This window comes from Micromonospora sp. NPDC048063, assembly GCF_043202855.1.
Lineage (GTDB): Bacteria > Actinomycetota > Actinomycetes > Mycobacteriales > Micromonosporaceae > Micromonospora.
In genome coordinates, this window is sequence record NZ_JBIDBG010000013.1 from 147,445 (window position 1) to 163,245 (window position 15,801).

Annotated in this window: 14 protein-coding genes; 11 read left to right on the top strand and 3 right to left on the bottom strand. The window is 74.4% G+C overall.

All coding sequences use genetic code 11. The features are described 5' to 3' along the window. Positions 1–18: 18 nt before the first annotated feature. Positions 19–1,695, top strand: a complete 1,677-nt coding sequence (locus ACGFZ2_RS26825; RefSeq protein WP_393458062.1) for a hypothetical protein — start codon at positions 19–21, stop codon at positions 1,693–1,695. Between the two features lie 22 nt (positions 1,696–1,717). Here ACGFZ2_RS26825 and ACGFZ2_RS26830 read toward each other — a convergent pair whose 3' ends face one another. Both ACGFZ2_RS26830 and ACGFZ2_RS26835 read right to left on the bottom strand, forming a co-directional pair. Beyond that, positions 1,718–2,905 carry an NADH-quinone oxidoreductase subunit D gene (locus ACGFZ2_RS26830; RefSeq protein ID WP_393268343.1) on the bottom strand — a complete coding sequence of 396 codons (1,188 nt, stop codon included), beginning with the start codon at positions 2,903–2,905 and terminating at the stop codon, positions 1,718–1,720. Next, positions 2,902–4,149 carry an SAM-dependent methyltransferase gene (locus ACGFZ2_RS26835; RefSeq protein ID WP_393458065.1) on the bottom strand — a complete coding sequence of 416 codons (1,248 nt, stop codon included), beginning with the start codon at positions 4,147–4,149 and terminating at the stop codon, positions 2,902–2,904. The genes ACGFZ2_RS26830 and ACGFZ2_RS26835 overlap by 4 nt, the downstream gene beginning before the upstream one ends. Positions 4,150–4,363: 214 nt before the next feature. On the opposite strand from ACGFZ2_RS26835, the gene ACGFZ2_RS26840 reads away from it, so the two are divergent. The 7 genes from ACGFZ2_RS26840 to ACGFZ2_RS26870 all read left to right on the top strand — a co-directional run bounded on the left by ACGFZ2_RS26840 (position 4,364) and on the right by ACGFZ2_RS26870 (position 11,251). Next, entirely contained in the window at positions 4,364–5,341 is a 978-nt protein-coding gene (locus ACGFZ2_RS26840; RefSeq protein ID WP_393268340.1) for a Rossmann-like and DUF2520 domain-containing protein, read from the top strand. Between the two features lie 29 nt (positions 5,342–5,370). Continuing rightward, positions 5,371–6,219: a pantoate--beta-alanine ligase gene (gene panC, locus ACGFZ2_RS26845; protein WP_393268337.1), complete on the top strand. Its 849-nt coding sequence runs from the start codon at positions 5,371–5,373 to the stop codon at positions 6,217–6,219. A 37-nt stretch (positions 6,220–6,256) separates the two neighbouring features. Continuing rightward, on the top strand, positions 6,257–6,679 hold the full coding sequence (gene panD, locus ACGFZ2_RS26850) for an aspartate 1-decarboxylase (RefSeq protein WP_393268335.1): 423 nt from the start codon (positions 6,257–6,259) through the stop codon (positions 6,677–6,679). A 209-nt stretch (positions 6,680–6,888) separates the two neighbouring features. Next, a complete protein-coding gene (locus ACGFZ2_RS26855; RefSeq protein ID WP_393458068.1) occupies positions 6,889–7,782 on the top strand; it encodes a septum formation family protein in 894 nt (297 codons plus the stop codon). A 90-nt stretch (positions 7,783–7,872) separates the two neighbouring features. Continuing rightward, a complete protein-coding gene (locus tag ACGFZ2_RS26860) occupies positions 7,873–9,567 on the top strand; it encodes an L-aspartate oxidase (RefSeq protein ID WP_393458071.1) in 1,695 nt (564 codons plus the stop codon). After that, positions 9,564–10,460: a carboxylating nicotinate-nucleotide diphosphorylase gene (gene nadC / locus ACGFZ2_RS26865; protein WP_393458074.1), complete on the top strand. Its 897-nt coding sequence runs from the start codon at positions 9,564–9,566 to the stop codon at positions 10,458–10,460. The genes ACGFZ2_RS26860 and nadC overlap by 4 nt, the downstream gene beginning before the upstream one ends. 32 nt (positions 10,461–10,492) lie before the next feature. Continuing rightward, entirely contained in the window at positions 10,493–11,251 is a 759-nt protein-coding gene (locus ACGFZ2_RS26870; protein WP_350709398.1) for a type III pantothenate kinase, read from the top strand. A gap of 53 nt (positions 11,252–11,304) precedes the next feature. Here ACGFZ2_RS26870 and ACGFZ2_RS26875 read toward each other — a convergent pair whose 3' ends face one another. Further along, positions 11,305–12,045 carry a class I SAM-dependent methyltransferase gene (locus ACGFZ2_RS26875; protein WP_393458077.1) on the bottom strand — a complete coding sequence of 247 codons (741 nt, stop codon included), beginning with the start codon at positions 12,043–12,045 and terminating at the stop codon, positions 11,305–11,307. Positions 12,046–12,136: 91 nt separating this feature from the next. On the opposite strand from ACGFZ2_RS26875, the gene lysS reads away from it, so the two are divergent. The 3 genes from lysS to ACGFZ2_RS26890 form a co-directional block, all read left to right on the top strand. Next, positions 12,137–13,645, top strand: coding sequence for a lysine--tRNA ligase (lysS, locus tag ACGFZ2_RS26880; protein WP_393458080.1), 1,509 nt, complete (start codon positions 12,137–12,139; stop codon positions 13,643–13,645). Positions 13,646–13,755: 110 nt separating this feature from the next. Next, on the top strand, positions 13,756–14,106 hold the full coding sequence (locus ACGFZ2_RS26885) for an Lsr2 family protein (protein WP_342672168.1): 351 nt from the start codon (positions 13,756–13,758) through the stop codon (positions 14,104–14,106). Between the two features lie 451 nt (positions 14,107–14,557). After that, positions 14,558–15,801: Clp protease N-terminal domain-containing protein (locus tag ACGFZ2_RS26890; RefSeq protein ID WP_393457043.1), on the top strand; the 1,244-nt coding region annotated here is incomplete at its 3' end.

Consider the following 15,801-nt stretch of genomic DNA (forward strand, 5'->3'; position numbering starts at 1 on the left):
TCGGTAGGCTGCGGACCCATGCCAGCCCCGGTCGCCCCCGCCGACAAGCGCAATCCACCGCTGCTCACCGTGCTCTTCTGGATCGGCGTCGCGCTGGCGCCGGTGGCAGCGCTGATCCTGCTCGTCGCCGACGGCAACGGTCCGCTGCGGTTCGCCGCCGTGCTCGCCATCCTGGCCGTGGTCCTGATCGGCCTGTCGATCGCGTTGCGCGCCGACGGCGCCGGCCCGGCCCGCACCGAGGAACTGCTGGACGAGATGGCGCAGCTCCGCCACGAGCTGCGCGGGGAGATCGTGGCGGCCGCCCAGCGCGGCAACCAGGCGCTCGACCAGGCCCAGCGGGCCCAGGAGGCGGTCGCCGCGCTACGCCGGCGGCTGGACGCCAGCAGCGCCGCGCTGGCCGGAATCGACGACCAGGCCGATGCCGGCCGGGCCCCGGGATCCGCCGACGACGGGTTCTCCGGCCGGGGGCGGGCGCCGGGCCAGGACGATCCGGCGCCCCGCTGGGGACGCGCCGACCGGGACGACGAGGAGCCCGCCCGCCGGCCCCAGCCGGGCCCGCGCGCCGAGCGGCCGGCGGCCCAGGCCGGGGCGTACGGCGCGGACCGGCCCACCGGCGGCTCGGCCGGCGGGTACGGCGGGGACCGGCCCGCCACCACCGGGTCCGCCGGGGTGTACGGCGGGGACCGACCCGCCGGCGGAGCGGCCGGGGTGTACGGGGCGGCCCGGCCGGCGGAGCCCGAGAGCCAGCCCGCCGCGCGCCCGCTCGGGGTGGTGCGGCACACCGAGACCGTGCACGTCACCACCCGGCACACCATCGTGGACGGTGGCGCGTCCGTGCCCGGCGACCCCGGCACCCGGTACGGCGACGGGTACGCGGGACGGTGGTCACCGCCGCCGGAGGAGCGGCCGTGGTCCGGCGAGTCGGACGACCGGTCCCGGACCGGTCACGGCGACCCGGCGGACCGGCCCCGGCGCGACGACGACCGTTCCCGGCGGAACGACGACCGGTCGTGGGCGACGGCCGGCGCGCCCCGGGACGACGACCGGTCGCGGTCGCGCGACGGGGGCGAGTGGTCCGGGCAGGGGACCGACCACGAGCGGCCGGGCCGACGGGACGAACGCGGGCAGCGGCAGGAGCGCGGGCAGCAGTGGGACGACCGGGGCTGGGACGGCACGGGCGGGCCGGCGGCCTGGGCCGCCCCGGCCGAGCAGCCGGGGCGGGGCCGGCCGCACCAGCCCGACGAGGCGGGGCCGGAGCGCGGTGAGTACTGGTCGCAGCTGCGCGCCGGTGACCGGTGGGCGGCCGTGCGGGACGACGACCGGGGCCGGGAACTGCGGGTCGGGGAGCGGCGTGCCGAGGTGCACGCGGACGTCACCGGCACCGAGTACCGGGTCGCGGACCGCTGGGCGACGGTCCGCCGGGACGAGCCGCGTCGGGAACGGGCGGACGACGGATGGCGGGGCGGCTGGGCGGAGCCGGGAGACGCGCCGGCGCTGCCGGCCGGCGGGGTGCCGGTGCCCGAGGAGTGGCGCCCACCCCGCCAGCGCGGGCACCAGCCCGAGGCGCACCGCGCCCGCCAGCCGGAGCCCGAGCCGGAGCGGTACGGCCGGCGGCAGGAGGAGCGCCACGGCTACCCGCCGCAGGACGACGCCCCCCGCGCGGGCGGCTCGCGTTCGGCCGACCGCTGGCGCTGACCGGCGACCGGGGCCGCGCGGGTCACTTGTCGATGTCGCCGACCACGAAGAACATCGAGCCGAGGATGGCGATCAGGTCCGACACCAGGCAGCCGGGGAGCAGGGTGGCCAGCGCCTGCACGTTCGCGTACGACGCGGTGCGCAGCTTGAGCCGCCACGGCGTCTTCTCGCCGCGCGAGACCAGGTAGTAGCCGTTGATGCCGAGCGGGTTCTCGGTCCAGGCGTAGGTGTGGCCCTCCGGCGCCTTGAGCACCTTCGGCAGCCGGGTGTTGACCGGCCCGGTGAGCCGGTCCACCCGGTCCAGGCACTGCTCGGCGAGGTCGAGCGAGGCGTACACCTGGTCGAGCAGCACCTCGAAGCGGGCGTGGCAGTCCCCGGCGGTCTTCGTCACCACCGGCACGTCCAGCTGGTCGTAGGCCAGGTAGGGCTCGTCGCGGCGCAGGTCGAGGTCGAGGCCGGAGGCCCGGGCGACCGGCCCGGACGCGCCGAACGCGGCGGCGTCCGCCGCGGTGAGCACGCCGACGCCGACCGTGCGGGCCAGGAAGATCTCGTTGCGCCGGATCAGGTTGTCCAGGTCCGGCATGCGTCCGCGGACCTCCGCGATGGCGGCCCGCGCCCGGCCGGTCCAGCCGGACGGCACCTCCTCCTTGAGGCCGCCCACCCGGTTGAACATGTAGTGGATCCGGCCGCCGGAGACCTCCTCCATCACGGCCTGGATCGTCTCCCGCTCGCGGAACGCGTAGAACATCGGCGTGATCGCGCCGATCTCCAGCGGGTAGGAGCCGAGGAACATCAGGTGGTTGAGCACCCGGTTCAGCTCCGCGAGGGCCATCCGCAGCCAGGTGGCCCGTTCCGGCACCTCCATGCCCATCAGCCGCTCCACGGCGAGCACCACGCCCAGCTCGTTGGAGAAGGCCGAGAGCCAGTCGTGCCGGTTGGCCAGCACGATGATCTGCCGGTAGTCGCGGACCTCGAAGAGCTTCTCCGCGCCCCGGTGCATGTAGCCGACGATCGGCTCGCAGGCCACCACGCGTTCGCCGTCGAGCACCAGCCTCAGCCGGAGCACACCGTGGGTGGAGGGGTGCTGCGGCCCGATGTTGAGCACCATGTCGGTGCCGAGCTGCTCCCCGCCGGTGCCCGCCACCAGGCCCGCTCCGGTGCCGACGGTCAGCTCGCGGAGGTCGCCGGCGTCCGTGGTCATGTCCGTCATCGTGCCATGAACCGCGCGGGGTCGACGCCGACCGGTTGCCGCAGCCACCAGTGCCCGCCCAGCCCGGCCGGGTCGGTCAGCTCCGCCACGGCCGAGGCGGCGGCGAGCGCCCGCACGTACCCGACCGGGTCACTGGCGGCCAGGCTCAGCACCGGTCGCCCGCCGTCGGCCCCGAGCGCCCGCAGCGCCTCCCGCTGCGACACCAGGTCGTACGCGCACCGGGCGACCCGCCCACCGGCGGAGGCGACGGAGTCGACGGCGACGTGTGCGGTGACGTCGCGGGTCCCGTCGGGCACCGGCGGCACCTGCCGCCCGCCCCGGTACCCGGTCAACGTCCCGTCCAAGGGCCGGCCGCCTCGCAGGTGTCCGTAGTCCACGGCCAACGCCAGCCCCCGGTCGATGTGACTCACGGCGTCCGCCCATGCCTCGTCGCGGGTCCGGCCGATCTCGGCGCGCACCCCGGTGGGGGGTTCCGGGCGGCCCGACCCGCTCCGGGCGGTCAGGCTTGATCCCTCCGCGGGTCGGGCCGCCCGGAACCCCGACCCGGTCGGGCCGATCCCGTCCGCTCCGGCCTCCGGCGCCGGCCACCACCGGGCCAGCCAGTCCGCATCGGCGGGGTCGACCGGGTCACCCACGGTCTCCGCACCGGTGGTGGGGTCGACCAGCAGGTAGCGCCAGCCGTCGGTGGTGTGCACCGCCACGTCGAGCGGCACGTTGTCCAGCCACTCGGTAGCAACCAGCAGCCCGGTGATCCCGTCGGGGATCTCGTCCAGCCAGTCGATCCCGCCCGGCAGGTCGGCCGGTCGGGGCGCCTTCTCGACGGCGGTGAGGCGTACCCGGGAGGCGAGCGGAACAGGCGTGGAGGGCGCGGGACCGGCGGACGTTGGGCCGGGCGAGAGCGAGGGCCGGGCGGCGGCCGGGGGAGTCGGGGTTGCCGGGGAGCCCGCCCGCGGAGGGATCAAGCCTGACCGCCCGGAGCGGGCGGGCTCCCCGGCAACCCCCAGTGCGGAGGAGAGCTGGCGCAGCAGCTCACCCCGGCCCGCTCCCACGTCGACGACGGAGAGGACAGCCGGGTGGCCGAGGGCGGCGTCGACCTGCTCGACGAGCCGCAGCAGCGCGGCGGCGAAGGCGGGGGACGCGTGCACGCTGGTGCGGAAGTGGTCGGCCGGGCCGGAGCCGGCGACGAAGAACCCGCCCGGCCCGTAGAGCGCCCGGTCCATGGCGTCCCGCCAGCAGACCGGCATCAGTTCATCCCTCGTCCCGCGTGGACGACCAGATCTCGTCCGCCACGACCCGCTTCGTCACAGGCGGCACTGTAGCCGCAGCCGGCCGCCCGCGCCGCCGGGAACGCCCCCGCGCACCGCCCGGTGAAGGTTTTCACAGACCCTGTTTCGGCTCCGTCACGGCGGCGCATACTTGCGATCGACCGGTACCCCCTCCGAGGACTGGATCGTTGCCATGAGCGCACCGCTGCGCCCGCAGGCGGCCACCCCGCCTACGGCCGCCGTACCGTCGGGCGGCGCCACATCCGGCGCCCCGCTCTCCTTCCCGCGCACGCTCACCGTCGGCGTCGTCGGCGCCGGCCGGGTCGGCGCGGCGCTGGGCGCCGCGCTCGTCGCCGCCGGCCACCGGGTGGCCGCCGCCTCCGGCGGCTCCGGTGCCTCCCGGGCCCGGCTGGCGCTGCTGCTGCCCCGGGTGCCCCGCCGCTCCGCCGCCGCCGTGGCCCGCGCGGCCACCGACCTGCTGCTGCTCGCCGTGCCGGACGACGCGCTCGCCGGGGTCGTCACCGACCTGGCCGACAGCGGCGCGCTGCGTCCCGGCCAGGTCGTGGCGCACGTCTCGGGCGCGCACGGATTGGCCGTGCTCGCCCCCGCCGCCGCGGCGGGCGCCCGGCCGCTCGCCCTGCACCCCGCCATGACCTTCACCGGTACGCCGGACGACCTCGCCCGGCTGGCCGGCATCTCGTACGGCGTGACGGCCCCGGTGGAGCTGCGCCCCCTGGCCGCCCGGCTGGTCGCCGACCTCGGTGGCGTGCCGGAGTGGGTTGGCGAGGCCGACCGGCCGCTCTACCACGCGGCGCTGGCGCACGGCGCCAACCACCTGGTGACCCTGGTCAACGAGGCGGCCGACCGGCTGCGCGACGCCGGGGTGGCCCAGCCGGAGAAGGTGCTCGCCCCGCTGCTGCGGGCCGCCCTGGAGAACGCGCTGCGCCTCGGCGACGACGCGCTGACCGGGCCGGTGTCCCGGGGCGACGCCGGCACGGTCGAGCGGCACCTGGCCCGGCTCGCCGCCACCGCACCCGAGTCGGTCCCGCCCTACCTGGCCCTGGCCCGGCGTACGGCCGACCGGGCCATCGCCGCCGGCCGGCTCCGCCCGGTCGACGCGGAGTCGCTGCTCGGCGTGCTGGCCGGGCCCCGGCGGGAGGTGGCCGCGTGAACGGGCCGACGGTGGACGGAGGGGGCCGCGTGACGGAGTTGGTGCACACCCGCGCCGAGCTGGCCGCGGCGCGGGACGGGCTCAAGGGCACCGTCGGCGTCGTGATGACCATGGGCGCCCTGCACTCCGGGCACGAGACGCTGCTGCGGGCGGCCCGGGAGCGGGCTGACCACGTGCTCGTCACGATCTTCGTCAACCCGCTCCAGTTCGGGCCGAACGAGGACTTCGACCGTTACCCGCGCACCCTCGACGCCGACCTGGAGATCTGCCGGCGGGCGGGTGCCGACGTGGTGTTCGCCCCGTCGGTGGCGGACATGTACCCGGACGGCCAGCCCCGCGTCCGGGTCAACCCGGGTCCGCTCGGCGAGGACCTGGAGGGGCAGAGCCGCCCCGGGTTCTTCCACGGGGTGCTGACGGTGGTGCTGAAGCTGCTTCAGCTCACCCGCCCCGACCTGGCGTTCTTCGGCGAGAAGGACTACCAGCAGCTCACCCTGGTGCGGCGGATGGCCCGGGATCTCGACGTGCCGGTCGAGGTGGTCGGCGTGCCCACCGTGCGGGAGCCCGACGGGCTCGCCCTGTCCAGCCGCAACCGCTACCTGTCCCCGGCCGAGCGGGAGATTGCGTTGAGCCTGTCGGCGGCGCTGCGGGCCGGTGCCGAGGCCGCCGACGCGGGCGGTGACGCGGGGGCCGTGCTCGCCGCCGCGCACGCCGCCTTCGGCGCCGGTACGCCCGGCGCGCGGCTCGACTACCTGGTGCTCACCGACCCGGACCTGGAGCCGGGGCCGGTGTCCGGTCCGGCGCGGCTGCTCGTCGCCGCCTGGGTCGGCGGCACCCGGCTGATCGACAACGCGGCGATCCGGCTCGCCCCCCGTTCCTGAACCCGACCCCCACCACGTTTCCGCGAAAGGCATCCCGATGCTGCGCACCATGCTCAAGTCGAAGATCCACCGGGCCACGGTGACCCAGGCCGACCTGCACTACGTCGGCTCGGTGACCGTCGACGAGGACCTGCTCGACGCCGCCGACCTGATCCCCGGCGAGCAGGTGGCGATCGTGGACATCACCAACGGGGCCCGGTTGGAGACGTACGTGATCCCGGGCGAGCGGGGCAGCGGCGTGATCGGCATCAACGGTGCCGCCGCCCACCTGGTGCACCCGGGTGACCTGGTCATCCTCATCTCGTACGGGCAGATGGACGACGCCGAGTCCCGGGCCTATCGGCCGAGGATCGTGCACGTCGACGCCGACAACCGCATCGTCGACCTGAACGCCGACCCCACGACCGCCGCCCCCGGCACCGCCGGCGCCCCCGTTCCCAACCCCTACGCCGCCGTCTGACCCGCCCGCCCCGTCCGCCCCGTCCGTTCCCCGCGATCTTGCACTGCGGCCCGCCTTTTGTCACCACAAGTCCTGTTTGCCCGGGCGGTAACTGCAAGATCGCGGCATAGTGGGGGTGAGTGGGAGCGCAAACGCGGTCTGTCACCGGAGGGCAGCGGTGGGTAGTCTGGGTGCCCGTCGGAGAGACGCGGTGGCTGGGGGAGGCCGCGATGCGCCGTTCGATGACCACCCTGCTCGCCGCCGTGAGCGCGGCAGTCCTCCTGGTCGGCTGCGCCGGCTCCGCCGGGCCGGACGGTGACCTGACCGACGACTGGGCGGCCCTGCCCGCGCCCGGCTCGTTCACCCCGGCCGCCGGCGTCTGCCAGGCCGCCGACTTCACCGACGTGGTGACCCTGGCGGCGTACGCGCCGGTGGACTGCGCCGCGCCCCACCGGGTCGAGACCGTGCACGTGGGCGCCTTCCCGGCCGAGCGGGCCACCCCGCCGCCGGGCGGCTCGGCCGAGCTGCGGGGCGCGTTCGCCGACTGCGACGCCCGCGCCACTGGGCACGTCGGCGACGACTGGCGGGCCGGGCGGCTCCGGCTGGCGGTGGCCCTGCCGTCCGGGCCCGGCTGGGCGGCCGGCTCCCGCTGGTACCGGTGCGACCTGACCGAGGTGAGCACCGTCGAGGCCGCCGCCACGGTGGTCACCCGCTCCGGCAGCCTGCGGGACGCGCTGCGCGGGCCGTCGCCGTTGCGGCTGGGCTGCCAGCAGACCAGGGCCGGCGGCGGGGCGGTGCGGACGCTGCTCCCCGTCGACTGCGCCACCCGGCACGACGCCGAGTTCGTCGGGGTGTGGCGGGCGCCGGACCGCCCGTACCCGACCCGGGCCGCCGACTGGGCCCCGCTCTATGCCGGCTGCCGCTCGGTGCTGGGCCGCTACGTGGGGGTGCCCGACGACGCGGACCTGCGCTTTCGCAGCGGGGTGGTGGTGCGACCGCCGGGGGCGGGGCGCTGGCGCGTCGGCGACCGCGGCGTCCGCTGCTACCTGTGGCTCGACGACCGTACGGTGACCGGCTCCCTGAGGGGCGCGGGCCCGGCCGCCCTGCCGGTCCGGACGAGGTAGGCCCCCCACCCGGCCACCGGACGCGATGGCCCAAACCACTCGTCCCGCCCCCGCCGCCCCCCGCGAGGGACCTTCGGGTTGACTGTGGGCATGGACCTTCCGACCGTGGACCTGCCGGCGCTGCCCCGACTGCTGGCCGCCCCCGCGCCCGGCTGGGTGGAGACCACCGACGTGATCGTGGTCGGCTCCGGGGTGGCGGGGCTCACCGCCGCGCTGCACCTGCGGGAGGCGGGCCTGCACGTCACCGTGGTCACGAAGGTCAACATCGACGAGGGTTCGACCCGCTGGGCGCAGGGCGGCATCGCCGCCGTGCTCGATCCGCACGACACCTCGGCCGCGCACGCCTCCGACACGGAGATCGCCGGCGTCGGGCTCTGCGACCCGGCGGCGGTGCGGGTGCTGGTCGAGGAGGGCCCGACCCGGCTGCGCGAGCTGATGCGGATCGGAGCGGAGTTCGACCGCAACCCGGACGGCTCGCTGATGCTCACCCGCGAGGGCGGGCACCGGGCGGACCGGATCGTGCACGCCGGCGGCGACGCCACCGGGGCCGAGGTCCAGCGGGCCCTGCACGCCGCCGTCCGCCGCGACCCGTGGATCCGGCTGGTCGAGCACGCCCTGGTGCTGGACCTGCTGCGCGCGCCCGGGGACGGCCCGGGCGGGCTCGGCGCGGCCTGCGGCATCACCCTGCACGTGCTCGGCGAGGGCAGCGAGGACGGGGTGGGCGCCATCCTGGCCCGGGCGGTCGTCCTGGCCACCGGCGGGATGGGCCAGATCTACGCGGCCACCACCAACCCGGCCGTCTCGACCGGGGACGGGGTGGCGCTGGCGATGCGCGCCGGCGCGGCGGTCACCGACGTGGAGTTCGTCCAGTTCCACCCGACCGCGCTGATCACCCCGGCCGGTGCGGGTGCGCCGGGCGCCGGGCACGCCCAGCAGCCGCTCGTCTCCGAGGCCCTGCGCGGCGAGGGCGCCCACCTGGTCGACGGCGACGGCAAGCGGTTCATGGTCGGGCAGCACGAGCTGGCCGAGCTGGCGCCCCGGGACGTGGTGGCCAAGGGCATCCACCGGGTGCTGCTGGCCACCGGCGCGGACCACGTCTTCCTCGACGCCCGGCACCTGGGCGGCGACTTCCTGGCCCGGCGCTTCCCGACCATCGTCGCGTCCTGCCTGGCCATCGGGGTCGACCCGGCGGCCGACCTGATCCCGGTGGCCCCGGCCGCCCACTACGCCTCCGGCGGCGTCCGCACCGACCTGCGCGGTCGCACCTCCATCCCCGGCCTGTACGCCTGCGGCGAGGTCGCCTGCACGGGCGTGCACGGCGCGAACCGGCTGGCCAGCAACTCCCTGCTGGAGGGGCTGGTGTTCTCCCGGCGGATCGCCGAGGACGTCGCTGTCGGGCTGCCGGAGCAGGCCCAGCCGGCGTCGACCGGCGCCTGGGTCGGCGGCGAGGGCTGGGTGGTGCCGGCCGAGGTGACGCCGACCATGCAACGGGCGATGACCCGGGGCGCGGGCGTGCTCCGCTCGGCGCAGACCCTCGCGGGGACCGCCGACGCGCTGACCGGGCTCGGCGCGGGCCGGGGCCGGCCCCGGACGGCCGACTGGGAGGCGACGAACCTGATCACCGTGGCGTCGGCGCTGGTCGCCGCCGCGTACGCCCGCCGGGAGACCCGGGGCTGCCACTGGCGGGAGGACTTCCCGACGGCCGACGAGCGGTGGCTCGGCCACCTCGTCGGCGCGGTCGGGGCGCAGGGCCGGATGACGTCTCAGTGGGAGGGGAATCGATGACGGAGTCGACGGAGCGGGCGTTGCGGGACGCCGGCCTGGACCCGGCGCAGGTGCGGCGGGTGATCGGGAACGCGCTCGCCGAGGACCTGGGGCCCGACTTCCTCGACGTCACGAGCGTCGCCACCATCCCCGCAGGGCAGACCGACACGGCCGACCTGGTGGCCCGCGCCGACGGCGTGGTGGCCGGGTTGGCCGTGGCGGCGGCCGTGTTCGAGTTGGTCGGCGAGGTGACCGGTGCCGGCCGTACGGTCGAGGTGTCGCTGGTGGCCCACGACGGCGCGCGGGTGGCGCGCGGCGACGTGCTGGCCACGGTGACCGGCCCGACCCGGCTGCTGCTCACCGCCGAGCGGACGGCGCTCAACCTGCTCTGCCGGATGTCCGGGGTGGCCACCCACACCCGGGCCTGGGCGGACGCGCTGGCCGGCACCAAGGCGATGGTGCTGGACACCCGCAAGACCACCCCGGGCCTGCGCGCCCTGGAGAAGTACGCGGTCCGCGCCGGCGGCGGCACGAACAAGCGGATGGGCCTGCACGACGTCGCCATGATCAAGGACAACCACAAGCTGGCGGCGGGCGGGATCACGGCGGCCTTCCGTCGGGTCCGGGAGACGTTCCCGGACGTGCCGGTGCAGGTCGAGGTGGACACGGTGGCCGAGGCGGTGGAGGCCGTCGAGGCCGGAGCGGAGTTCCTGCTGCTGGACAACATGACCCCGGAGATGCTCACCGAGGTGGTTGCCGCCGTGGGGGACCGGGCGGAGCTGGAGGCGACCGGCGGGCTGACCCTCGACGTCGCGGCGCGGTACGCGGCGACCGGCGTCGACTTCCTGTCGGTGGGCGCGCTGACCCACTCCTCGCCGATCCTCGACATCGCCATGGACCTGCGCACCGAGTGAACCGGCGGCCGGTCGTTGTCTAGGCTTCGTGCGTGCTGCTCTGCATCGACATCGGAAACACCAACACCGTGCTGGCGACCTTCGACGGCGACAAGCTGGTGCACTCCTGGCGGATCAAGACCGATGCGCGGTCGACGGCGGACGAGCTGGGCCTGAAGTTCCGGGGCCTGCTCGCCGGGGACGCGGTCGAGATCACCGGGGTGGCGGCCTGCTCCACCGTGCCGGCCGCGCTGCGCTCGCTGCGCACCATGCTGTCCCGCTACTACGCCGACCTGCCGAGCGTGATCGTCGAGCCCGGGGTGCGCACCGGTGTGCAGCTCGCCATCGACAACCCGAAGGAGGTGGGCGCCGACCGGGTGGTGAACACCCTGGCCGCGTACACCCTCTACGGCGGGCCGTCGATCGTGGTGGACTTCGGCACCACCACCAACTTCGACGTGATCAGCGACCGGGGCGAGTTCCTCGGCGGCGCCTTCGCGCCGGGCATCGAGATCTCCTTCGACGCGCTCGCCGCCCGAGCCGCCCAGCTGCGCAAGGTGGAGGCCACCCGGCCCCGCTCGGTGATCGGCAAGAACACCGTCGAGTGCCTCCAGTCCGGCCTCTACTTCGGCTTCGCCGGCCAGGTCGACCGGATCGTCGAGCGGATGACCGAGGAGCTGGGCGAGGTGCGGGCCGTCATCGCCACCGGCGGGCTCGCCGGCCTGGTGATCAACGAGTGCCGCACGATCACCCACCACGAGCCGATGATCACCCTGATCGGCCTGCGGATGGTCTACGACCGCAACGTCTGACCCCGCCGGCCCCGGTCCCGGGCCGCCGCCGGGGCCGGGCGCCGCCGCCGGCCTCAGCGCCGCCGGGCGCGGCAGACGAGGGTGCGGTACGGCAGGTCGAAGCGCTCCCGCCCGGCCAGGTCGGGGTGGGTGTCCAGCAGGTCGCGCAGTTCCCGGTCGAGGTCCCGCCGCCGTTCCGGGTCGGCCGTCAGGTAGTACGAGCGGGTCCGGACCATCCCGACCAGCTCGTCCGGGGTGAGCGTGGTGCGGTGCGCGAAAACGGCCTGCTCGGCCGGCGCGAACGCCGGTCCGAAGTCGCCGACCCGGCTGGCCAGGTCGTCGGCGCTGCCGCCCATTCGGGCGATCTTCGTCAGCTCCGCCACCCAGCCGGTCCGCTCGTCCCGCAGGTTCCAGATCGGCGCGAGGACGCCACCGGGCCGGAGCAGCCGGGCGATCTCGGCGTGCGCCCGCTCCCGGTCGAACCAGTGGTACGCCTGCCCCGCCAGCACCGCGTCGGCCGCGCCGTCCGGCAGCGGCACCGACTCGGCGCTGCCCGCCACGGCCGTGGTGCCCGGGGTGACGGCGTCCAGGCGGGCCCGCATCCCGGGGTCCGGCTCGACGGGCACCACCTCGTGTCCGAGGGCGAGCACCCCGCGGGTGAGGATGCCGGTCCCGGCGCCCAGGTCGACGACGCGGGCGGGCGCGCCCAGCCCGTCGAGCGCCCAGCGCACCGCCTCCTCCGGATAGCGGGGCCGGAACCGGTCGTAATCGCCCGCCGCCGCACCGAACGACAGGGCGTGAGTGGGGTCGGTCATGGCGGGCAGGTTATCCCGTAACGCCTCCCTGGCGCCTTGAGTACGCTCGGGGCCTGACCCCGCCCGAAATCTCCTTCTGAGGAAGCGTGCCGTGACCGAGCAGACTCCCGTGCCAGTCGACCCCGCCGACGACCTTCCCGAGCAGATGAAGGTCCGCCGGGAGAAGCGGGACCGGATGCTCGCCGAGGGCGTCGAGCCGTACCCGGTCGGATTTCCCCGGACCAGCACGCTGGCCGAGATCCGCGAGAAGTACGCCGAGCTGCCCACCGACACCGCCACCGGCGACCGCGCCTCGGTCACCGGCCGGGTGATCTTCGTACGCAACACCGGCAAGCTCTGCTTCGCCACCCTCAGGGACGGCGACGGCACAGAGTTGCAGGCGATGCTCTCGCTGGACCGGGTCGGCGCCGAGCGGCTGGACGACTGGAAGCGCCTCGTCGACCTCGGCGACCACGTCGGGGTGACCGGCGAGGTGATCACCAGCCGCCGGGGTGAGCTGTCCGTGTTGGCCGACGAGTGGGCGGTCACGGCGAAGGCGCTGCGCCCGCTGCCGGTGGCGCACAAGCCGCTGAGCGAGGAGGCGCGGGTCCGGCAGCGCTACGTCGACCTGGTCGTCCGGCCGCAGGCGCGCCAGATGGTGCGCACCCGGGCCGCGACCGTCCGCAGCCTGCGCGACTCGCTGCACGACCGGGACTTCATCGAGGTGGAGACCCCGATGCTGCAGTTGCTGCACGGCGGCGCGGCGGCCCGGCCATTCGTGACCCACAGCAATGCGCTGAGCACCGACCTGTATCTGCGAATCGCGCCGGAACTGTTTCTCAAGCGGGCCGTCGTCGGCGGCGTCGACCGGGTCTTCGAGATCAACCGCAACTTCCGCAATGAGGGCATCGACTCCTCGCACTCCCCGGAGTTCGCGATGCTCGAGGCATACCAGGCGTACGGCGACTACGACACGATGGCGGAGCTGACCCGCAATCTCGTGCAGCAGGCGGCGATCGCGGTCGCCGGCTCGACCGTGGTGACCCACGCCGACGGCCGGGAGTTCGATCTGGGCGGCGAGTGGCGCTCGGTGACCCTCTTCGGGGTGCTTTCCGAGGCGCTCGGCGAGGAGGTCACGGTACGCACCGAGCACGCCCGCCTCGTCGAGTACGCCGACAAGGTCGGATTGGCGGTCGACCCGAAGTGGGGGCCGGGCAAGCTGGCCGAGGAGCTGTTCGAGGAACTGGTCGTCCCCGGCCTCCAGGCACCCACCTTCGTCCGCGACTACCCGGAGGAGACCAGCCCGCTCACCCGGGCGCACCGCAGCGAGCCGGGGCTGGCCGAGAAGTGGGACCTCTACGTGCTCGGTTTCGAGCTGGGGACGGCGTACTCGGAGCTGGTGGATCCGGTGGTGCAGCGCGAGCGGCTGCTGGCCCAGGCGCAGCTCGCGGCCTGCGGCGACGACGAGGCGATGCGGCTGGACGAGGACTTTCTCCGGGCGATGGAGTACGGAATGCCGCCGGCCGGGGGTATGGGAATGGGAATCGACCGGCTCTTGATGGCGCTGACGGGCCTGGGAATTCGGGAAACCATCCTCTTCCCCCTGGTGCGGCCGGAGTAGTCGCGTACTCGCACCGGGTCGTTACCGCATCCTATTGACGCGACAAGCGTCGCACGGGTTATTGTGCTCTCAAGTTTGCAGGAGCACCCTGCTCGAAAGGAATGTGGGACGTGGCCAAGCAGATCATTCATAAGCTGGTCGATGACCTGGACGGCGGGGACGCTGACGAGACCGTCAAGTTCGCGCTCGACGGCGTTCAGTACGAGATCGACCTGTCGAGCTCGAACGCCGAGAAATTGCGTGACGTATTCGCTCCCTACATCGCCCACGGGACCAAGGTGGGCCGGGGCGGTGTCGTCGTGGGCGGCCGGGCCGCACGCGGCCGGGGCGGCGCCACCGCCGACCGGGAGCAGAACAAGGCGATCCGGGCCTGGGCCAAGAAGGCCGGCAAGGACATCTCCGACCGGGGCCGGATCCCGCAGGAGATCGTCGACGAGTACCACTCCAAGGCCGGTCACTGACCCGACCGCCGACGGGCGACAGACGCCGGGCCGGAGCACGACTCCGGGCCGGCGTCGCCGTATCCGCCCACGGGTGCGCCGGGACCGGGAAGAATTTCGCCCTGACGGAGGTTGTCCACAGCCGGTGGAGAACTTGTCCACAGCCTGTGGACGACTCCCGGGCGGCCCGGGTTCGGGGCCGCGCCGGTGCCGGCACCGGCCTGCGGACGCGGTCCGGCCGGTGCCTGAATTTCGCTCTGCGCGTACAGGCGGGGGTCGCGGAACACCCCCTGAGCGCGGACGGTTGAGTAAAACGACGCGTACGCGGCCCCCGGCGGGGACACACGACCTCAGCGGAGTCGGTCTGCGGCGATAGAGTAAGTAGGCACGGACGCCCGTCCCGGACGTCCGCGCACCGGCCCCGCCAAGATCTAGACCATCAAGGCGCACGGCACGTGAGGAGCACGAGGGCATGTTCGAGCGGTTCACCGACCGAGCGCGACGGGTTGTCGTCCTGGCCCAGGAAGAGGCCCGGATGCTCAACCACAACTACATCGGTACGGAGCACATCCTGCTGGGCCTGATCCATGAGGGTGAGGGTGTCGCGGCAAAGGCCCTGGAGAGCCTCGGTATCTCTCTGGAGGGCGTGCGGCAGCAGGTTGAGGAGATCATTGGTCAGGGTCAGCAGGCGCCGAGCGGGCATATTCCGTTCACGCCGCGGGCCAAGAAGGTGTTGGAGCTGTCGCTGCGTGAGGCGTTGCAGCTTGGGCACAACTACATCGGCACGGAGCACATCCTGCTGGGTCTGATCCGTGAGGGTGAGGGCGTCGCCGCCCAGGTCCTGGTGAAGCTCGGCGCCGACCTGAACCGGGTCCGTCAGCAGGTGATCCAGCTGCTCTCCGGTTACCAGGGCAAGGAGCCGGCCGCGGCGGGTACCGCGCCGGGTGAGGCCGCGCCGTCGACCAGCCTCGTGCTGGACCAGTTCGGCCGGAACCTGACCCAGGCCGCCCGCGAGGGCAAGCTCGACCCGGTCATCGGGCGGGAGAAGGAAATCGAGCGGGTCATGCAGGTGCTGTCCCGCCGGACGAAGAACAACCCGGTCCTGATCGGTGAGCCTGGTGTCGGTAAGACCGCCGTGGTGGAGGGGCTGTCCCAGAAGATCATCAAGGGTGAGGTGCCGGAGACGCTGAAGGACAAGCAGCTCTACACCCTCGACCTCGGTGCCCTGGTCGCCGGTTCCCGTTACCGGGGTGATTTCGAGGAGCGTCTCAAGAAGGTCCTCAAGGAGATCCGCACCCGCGGTGACATCATTCTGTTCATCGACGAGATCCACACCCTGGTGGGTGCGGGTGCCGCCGAGGGCGCGATCGACGCCGCGAGCATCCTCAAGCCGATGCTGGCCCGCGGCGAGCTGCAGACCATCGGTGCGACGACCCTGGACGAGTACCGCAAGCACCTGGAGAAGGACGCCGCGCTCGAGCGCCGCTTCCAGCCGATCCAGGTGGGTGAGCCCTCGCTGGCCCACACCATCGAGATCCTCAAGGGTCTGCGGGACCGTTACGAGGCGCACCACCGGGTGAGCATCACCGATGCGGCTCTGGTGGCTGCCGCGACGTTGGCTGACCGGTACATCTCCGACCGCTTCCTGCCGGACAAGGCGATCGACCTGATCGACGAGGCCGGCGCCCGGATGCGCATCCGCCGGATGACCGCGCC

Bases quoted from the DNA above. Each gene is read 5' to 3' on its own strand.
- ACGFZ2_RS26825 (WP_393458062.1), top strand. From the start codon at position 19: ATGCCAGCCCCGGTCGCCCCCGCCGACAAGCGCAATCCACCGCTGCTC.
- ACGFZ2_RS26830 (WP_393268343.1), bottom strand. From the start codon at position 2,905: ATGACGGACATGACCACGGACGCCGGCGACCTCCGCGAGCTGACCGTC.
- ACGFZ2_RS26835 (WP_393458065.1), bottom strand. From the start codon at position 4,149: ATGCCGGTCTGCTGGCGGGACGCCATGGACCGGGCGCTCTACGGGCCG.
- ACGFZ2_RS26840 (WP_393268340.1), top strand. From the start codon at position 4,364: ATGAGCGCACCGCTGCGCCCGCAGGCGGCCACCCCGCCTACGGCCGCC.
- panD (WP_393268335.1), top strand. From the start codon at position 6,257: ATGCTGCGCACCATGCTCAAGTCGAAGATCCACCGGGCCACGGTGACC.
- ACGFZ2_RS26855 (WP_393458068.1), top strand. From the start codon at position 6,889: ATGCGCCGTTCGATGACCACCCTGCTCGCCGCCGTGAGCGCGGCAGTC.
- ACGFZ2_RS26860 (WP_393458071.1), top strand. From the start codon at position 7,873: ATGGACCTTCCGACCGTGGACCTGCCGGCGCTGCCCCGACTGCTGGCC.
- nadC (WP_393458074.1), top strand. From the start codon at position 9,564: ATGACGGAGTCGACGGAGCGGGCGTTGCGGGACGCCGGCCTGGACCCG.
- ACGFZ2_RS26875 (WP_393458077.1), bottom strand. From the start codon at position 12,045: ATGACCGACCCCACTCACGCCCTGTCGTTCGGTGCGGCGGCGGGCGAT.